The following is a 7,117-nucleotide window of genomic DNA, read 5'->3' as shown; positions in this document are numbered from 1 at the left end:
CCAAACCACTGAAAGACGTAACGGAACTCATCGGGAAAGATGTATATGTGAAGCCCGGAAAATATTATGAACGGCTGGTCAATCTGGACGAAGAGCTCGGAGGAGGTATCCACATCCATAAAGTGACCAACGACAGTATCAGTGCAGAAGACCTCATCACCCAAGTGGCACAAGGGAAAATCCCCTATACCGTAGCAGACAATGATGTGGCACAGCTTAATACGACCTATTACCCCAACCTGAATATCGGACTCTCCATCAGCTTTGACCAGCGTGCATCGTGGGCAGTCCGGAAAGACTGTCCGCAACTGGCAGCCGCCGCCAACAAATGGCACGAGGAGAATATGACTTCACCTGCCTATACGGCAAGTATGAAACGATATTTTGAAATCGGCAAGGCCATTCCCCACTCTCCTATCCTCTCCCTGCGCGAAGGAAAAATTTCCCATTACGATGATTTGTTCAAGAAATATGCTCCCAAGATAGACTGGGACTGGCGCCTGCTGGCGTCTCTGGCATATACTGAGTCCAACTTCGACTCCACCGCCGTATCCTGGGCCGGTGCCAGGGGGCTGATGCAACTGATGCCTGTCACAGCCAGGGCTATGGGGCTACCCGAAGGAAAGGAACAGAACCCTGAAGAGAGTATAAAGGCTGCCGTGAAATACATAGGCGCCACAGCCAAAAGTTTTTCCAAGATACCCCAGGAAGAACGCATCAACTTTGTGCTGGCATCTTATAATTCCGGTATCGGCCATGTGCTGGATGCCATGGCACTGGCCGAAAAATACGGCAAAAACAAATATGTCTGGCGTGATAATGTAGAAAACTTCATTCTGCTAAAAAGCAATGAGGAATACTTCACCGACCCCGTCTGCAAAAACGGCTATTTCCGTGGCATTGAAACTTATAACTTCGTAAGGGATATTACGTCACGCTTCGAGCAATACAAGAAGAAGATAAAAAAATAGGGATTAAGGATTAATCCCTAATCCTTATTTTCCTTCCTATTTAAAACAGATTCAGTTTGTTCTTTCTCGCTTCTTCCAGGGAAACGGTTGTCACTTGTTTCTCCCGGTTCTTTTCGCACAACTGCCGATACTTCTCATGCAGTTCTTCTTCCAGCTCCTCCTTTGTCTTAGGATTCATCAGCTTGGCTGCTACTGTAGCATTCTGTGAAGCGTCCTTCAGATGGATTACGGGAGCATGATAGACCGGAGCAATTTTCAGAGCTGTGTGAAGCGGTGAAGTCGTGGCACCACCTATCAGCAGAGGAACGTCCAGACCTGCCTTTTCCAGCTCAATGGCTACATGCACCATTTCATCCAGCGAAGGGGTTATCAAGCCACTCAATCCTATCATGTCTACCTTTTCCTCTATGGCATGCTGTACAATGGTTTCGGCAGGCACCATGACGCCAAGGTCTATTATTTCGTAGCCGTTGCAGGCCATTACTACCGAGACTATATTTTTGCCAATGTCGTGCACATCACCTTTCACCGTAGCCAGCAGCACCTTCCCGGCAGCAGTCGCACCTTCTTCTTTCTCCGACTCGATTACGGGCTGGAGGATGGCAACCGCTCTCTTCATGGTGCGCGCCGTCTTCACTACTTGCGGCAGGAACATCTTGCCTGCCCCAAACAAGTCGCCGACATGATTCATGCCTGCCATCAACGGACCTTCAATGATGGAAACAGCCTTGGGATACAGCTTCAGCGCTTCGGCAAGGTCTTCTTCCAGATAATCGCCGATACCCTTTGTCAAGGCGTACTTCAACCGTTCTTCCACAGGAGTCCCCTCTCTCCAGGCAAGTTGGGAATGGGCGGCAGCCTGCCGCTCTCCTCCAGAAGTTTTTGCCGCCTCTGCTTCCGCTTTCAAGCGTTCGGCAGTTTCTATCAGGCGCTCGGCAGCATCGGGACGACGGTTCAAGACCACATCCTCTATGCGCTCCAATATATCAGCGGGAATATCGGTGTAAAGAACGGAGGCAGCCGGATTGACGATACCCATATCCATGCCCTCGCGGATGGCATAGTAAAGGAATACGGCATGCATCGCCTCGCGAATGTAATTATTGCCGCGGAAAGAGAAGGAAAGGTTACTCACTCCTCCACTGACATGCGCACCGGGCAGATTCTTGCGTATCCATCCGGTGGCACGGATAAAGTCTACAGCATAATTGTTGTGCTCGTCCATACCGGTTGCCACGGCAAGTACATTCGGGTCGAAAATTATATCATGGGGATTGAAACCTATCTTGTCCACCAAAAGACGGTATGCCCGTTCGCAGACCTCAATCTTACGTTCGTACGTGTCTGCCTGCCCTTTTTCATCAAAAGCCATCACCACGGCTGCCGCACCATATTGCTTGATGGTACGCGCATGCTCCAGGAATTTATCTTCCCCCTCCTTCAAGGAGATGGAGTTGACGATGGACTTGCCTTGCAAGCATTTCAATCCGGCCACAATCACTTCCCACTTAGAGGAGTCTATCATGACGGGGACGCGGGCAATCTCCGGTTCCGAAGCTATCAGATGGAGGAAAGTCGTCATCTCCACTTGAGCATCCAGCAGTCCGTCGTCCATATTTATATCGATGACCTGCGCACCGTCTTCCACCTGCTGGCGGGCAATGCTGAGCGCCTCGTCATATTTCTTTTCATTAATCAGACGCAAGAATTTGCGCGAACCCGCAACATTACAGCGTTCACCCACATTCACGAAGTTATTTTCCGGCTTCACTTCCAGAAGTTCAAGCCCGGAGAGCCAAAGATTTTCCGGTCTGGGAACCGGCTGATGGGGCGTTGCACCGGCAATCAGCGAGGAGTACTCGGCAATGTAGGCATCTGTCGTTCCGCAACAACCACCGATAATATTCACCAATCCCTCATGGATATACTCTTTTACTTCATGTGCCATATCGGCAGGAGTCTGGTCGTATGTGCCCAAACTGTTGGGCAGTCCGGCGTTGGGATAAGCACTGATATAATAAGGTGCACGGGCAGCAAGCTGCTCCAGGAAAGGTTTCAGCTGGCGGGCGCCAAAGGAGCAGTTCAACCCAACTGAAAAAATATCGGCATGTTGCACGGAGGCGAGAAAAGCATCCAAAGTTTGTCCCGACAGAGTACGCCCTCCAATATCAGAAACAGTCACAGAGAGCATCAAGGGTACATGAACTCCTACAGTTTCCATCGCCTGCCCGGCGGCAAAAATAGCAGCCTTGGCATTCAGCGTATCAAAAATGGTTTCTATCAGCAAAGCATCCACACCACCTTCGAGCAATGCTTCCATCTGCTCACGGTAGGCATCGGCCAGTTCATCGTAGCTCAAGGCACGAAAGGCCGGATTGTTCACATCGGGACTCATGGAGCAGGTCTTGTTCGTCGGTCCTACGGAGCCTGCCACAAAACGGGGTTTGTCGGGAGTAAGAGAAGTAAACTCATCTGCCACTTTGCGTGCCAGGCGCACTGCGGCAAGATTCATCTCACGCACATAGTCCTGCACATGATAATCGGCCATACTGACGCGGGTGGAACTGAATGTATTTGTTTCGATAATATCCGCACCTGCCGCCAGATACTTGCGGTGAATGTCTTGTATCACATCGGGGCGTGTCAGACAAAGCAGGTCATTGTTACCTTTCATCTGTCCGGGAATCTGCGAGAAGCGTTCACCCCGAAAATCTTCCTCTGTCAAGTTGTATTGCTGTATCATGGTGCCCATTGCACCATCCAGAATAAGGATGCGCTCACGCACCAAACTACCAAGTTTACTCATATTATCTTTTAAACATACGCGCCATATCGCGTTTGTCATCTTTTTCCTTCAGTGATTCGCGCTTATCATATTGCTTCTTACCTTTGGCAAGTGCCACCACAAGTTTGGCCAGCCCTTTTTCATTGATAAACAAGCGCACGGGAACAATGGTGAAACCCGGATCTTTCGTGCCGCGCATCAGTTTTTCAAGTTCCTTCTTATTCAACAAAAGCTTGCGCTCCCTACGTGCATTGTGATTGTTGTACGAACCATAGAAGTATTCGGCCACATGCATGTTCTTCACCCACAATTCGCCGTTGGCAAAGTAACAGAACGTATCGACTAAGCTTGCTTTCCCCAACCGGATGGACTTGATTTCTGTGCCCGTAAGCACAATGCCAGCCGTATAGGTGTCCGTCAGTTCGTAATCGAACGTAGCACGCTTATTCTTTATATTTACAGGAGCTTGTTTCATAACATTTATCAGTTTAGCACTACCGTCAGCTTATTGAATATCCATTCAATGGCCACCGGACAAGCTATTAACAAAATAGAAGAAAGAATGGTGAAACGCAAACGGTCTTTTTCCGCTATCTGCATCACCTTTTTGCTTCCTTCCCACACAACATACACGATATAGAATTGGAGCAACAGAGCCATAATACCAAAATCAGGCAATATGCCGATAACAATCCGCAGCATGAACACCACTACCAGTGCATAACCTGCAAACTGTTGCGCCAAAGGAATATCACTGTCCAGCATAAACATGCGGACACGCAACCCATTGATGAGATAGGCTGCCAAAAAATATCCTCCAAACAAGGATACAGCCACCGCACAGCATTGTGTCATGGCATATTGAAAGCTTTGCGGCCCATCCCATCCCATCTTCATCAAAGAGCCGATGAAAACGGACAACCCGCATAAACCAATCATAGGATAGACAAAAGTAGTAAATACTTTTCGTCTATCCTCTAAACTAATTTCCTCCCAGGCACGAGCCGGAGAGGAAATCAGTAGTATTGCTATATGAAATAAATCTTTGTAATTCAATATCAATTTATTGATTAGTAGACGCAATTTTGTATTCTACAGTATATTCCGTATAGTTTTCCGGTATTTCTGTATTGCTATTATTTCCACTTTCATGCGACTTAATAACTAATTTAGTAGGAAGATTTCCTGCTTTTTCTTTAAACCTTTCTAAAGCATTTTTTATATCATACCCATACCAATTAGAATAATAAACATCTGTCTTATCATCAGCACCTTTATCATGACGCAGATAGAAAACAAGGTCTGTGGCCCCTGCTTCAATTTCATCCAGTACACAAGCTAAAGCAAATTTATGCATCTTAAACTTATCGTTGTCATTTTGCAGTCTCCAAGCTATAGGAGTTACAAGTATATCCTTGTTATACAAAAATGGCTGAACTGACCCATTTTCCAATTTCAAAGTTATCACCGGTGCTGTTTCCGGCGCATCAACAACCAAGCTTTCTGCTGTCATTGATACGACAGCGTTTGCAAAAGAAATAGGCTGAAAATTCTTCAAAGTGAAGTTGGTAGTTTTAGATTTTTCATTCGTCTCAGGTTCTATGCTCTTTCCTAAGATGATTCCCATTCGAGAATCTGAAATCTTCAAACTTGAATTTGCCTCAAATTGAGTAACAGAAGCCGGTGTAGGTTGATAAGTGTTACCCGCCGCATCTTCAAAAGAGAGTAATCCCATATAGTTATTCACTAAAACCATGCCATAAATGTCATCATACTCTCCGTCATCTGAATTCAGACACGAAGTAAACGAAATGCCCATCAACAATGTCAAGGCAACCATCAAGAATTTTAATTGTTTCATCTTTCCTATAAATATTAGAGTTTGCAAATTTAGATAAAAGAATTGAGTAATATAGTACTCTCCTCGTTTTTTCATTGTTTTTAAGATTAAATGAAAGATTAATCTAAATACTGCAAGCCCCAATATCTATTTAACATTTATAAACAACCATAATTTAGATAATCACATTATTCTAAAACATATTCTCCTACCAATTTCCCTGTTGTTGGATTATATGTTCTAGCTTCAAAAGAAGAAAAGCAGTCTCCACTCCATTTTCCTTTAACTCTAAACGTTTTAGTATCCCCTATTTTCCTTAATGTAGCAACGTAAGTCAAACTACCTTTGTACATGATTAACACCGCATCAAGTTTTACAGTTTCACCTGGTTGAATCGGGATTTGTCCAGTTCTCGTTTTTGTTACCGTTTTACTATCACTTGTACCATAAGTCCAAGATTTATTTGTCTGCTGCTGTACAGAAACATTTACTCCAAGCGAAGAATCATCTCCTACCACATTAGGTATACCCACGTTCAATCCTCCTGAAATAGTGACACTTACTCCTTCTGTTTTTGAAAAATCAGATTTTTCTGTATAGCTTGTAGATAAAGAATAGTTCCATGTATCAACGCTTAAATGTTCATTTGTATATTCATCATGGTCACAAATCACTTCTGTAGGTTCAAAGCTATCAACCGTAGTCCGTACATACTCTAAACCAACAAGTTCATATTCACCAACAGGAACTATTTCCCATAAAGCGAGGCTTGAGGAATTATTCGTTTTAAACTTTACAGAGGAAGACGTTGAAGATTCTGATTGCAAATAATAAGAAGACAAACCAGTATTAAAGTTTCCATACATCGTATATATCATACAATTAGCATCAGCCAAACAATTAAAGCTTAAGCCAGGTCCAGCCAAAGGTGAATCAAAAGTTGATTTATTCCAATAACTCAAACGAAGATTATCAGGTATTTCTGAAGATAAATAGTTATTAGGAGTAACAACTCCATATGTATCGGATGTCACTCTATTATTTCCCCCAGCAACAACAATAGTTCTTCCATACTTCAGATACCATCTCTGCCTCAAAGATCCATCATCTTTATCTGTTAAACAAATTTCAGTACCTTTCTCTTTACAAGTAAGATACTTTTGTTTAGAGTTTCCAATATTCAAAATATTCACTGGAATTTCGGCAAGCTCACTTATCGGATCAAAATCCGCACTAGAACCTATCGCCCTTGTCATCACCTGCCCCACACCACTACTTTCCACAAAGTTATCCAATTCCTCTTGCTCACAAGAAAATAGAGCTAACACTCCTACCAACAATAAACTAATCTTTTTCATAAGCATTACATTTTTTAGTTAACAATATATCATAATTCAAAACAGCCATATGCATATGCCCCATTATCTCCTTTAATTTCTATACAGTAAGCATTCGGCAAACTACAGGTATTAAACTTTTATATACAACAATAGCGACTGTCACTATGAACCTAATAGTATC

Annotated in this window: 6 protein-coding genes; 1 reads left to right on the top strand and 5 read right to left on the bottom strand. The window is 44.1% G+C overall.

Annotated features, from left to right (window positions below):
* Window positions 1-971 (top strand): transglycosylase SLT domain-containing protein (locus ABUA47_RS13645; protein WP_349831675.1); only part of this gene is annotated, 971 nt, incomplete at its 5' end.
* A gap of 40 nt (window positions 972-1,011) precedes the next feature.
* On the opposite strand, the gene metH is transcribed toward ABUA47_RS13645, so the two are convergent.
* The 5 genes from metH to ABUA47_RS13620 form a co-directional block, all read right to left on the bottom strand.
* Complete coding sequence (gene metH / locus ABUA47_RS13640; RefSeq protein ID WP_051642927.1) at window positions 1,012-3,777, bottom strand: methionine synthase; 2,766 nt, start codon at window positions 3,775-3,777, stop codon at window positions 1,012-1,014.
* A gap of 1 nt (window position 3,778) precedes the next feature.
* A complete protein-coding gene (gene smpB, locus ABUA47_RS13635) occupies window positions 3,779-4,231 on the bottom strand; it encodes an SsrA-binding protein (RefSeq protein WP_005831836.1) in 453 nt (150 codons plus the stop codon).
* 8 nt (window positions 4,232-4,239) lie between these two features.
* The gene (locus ABUA47_RS13630; protein WP_008665379.1) at window positions 4,240-4,812 is read right to left on the bottom strand and encodes a Yip1 family protein; all 573 of its coding nucleotides are present in this window, start codon (window positions 4,810-4,812) and stop codon (window positions 4,240-4,242) included.
* A 7-nt stretch (window positions 4,813-4,819) separates the two neighbouring features.
* On the bottom strand, window positions 4,820-5,692 hold the full coding sequence (locus tag ABUA47_RS13625; protein WP_022401972.1) for a hypothetical protein: 873 nt from the start codon (window positions 5,690-5,692) through the stop codon (window positions 4,820-4,822).
* 92 nt (window positions 5,693-5,784) lie between these two features.
* A complete protein-coding gene (locus tag ABUA47_RS13620) occupies window positions 5,785-6,954 on the bottom strand; it encodes a hypothetical protein (protein WP_229126643.1) in 1,170 nt (389 codons plus the stop codon).
* Between the last annotated feature and the right edge of the window lie 163 nt (window positions 6,955-7,117).

It is taken from the genome of Bacteroides sp. RTP31139st1_H2_RTP31139_211217, from assembly GCF_040227615.1.
Taxonomy (GTDB): domain Bacteria; phylum Bacteroidota; class Bacteroidia; order Bacteroidales; family Bacteroidaceae; genus Bacteroides; species Bacteroides uniformis.
Note: the sequence above shows the minus strand (reverse complement) of the source record. Positions and strands in the feature narration are given on the sequence as shown.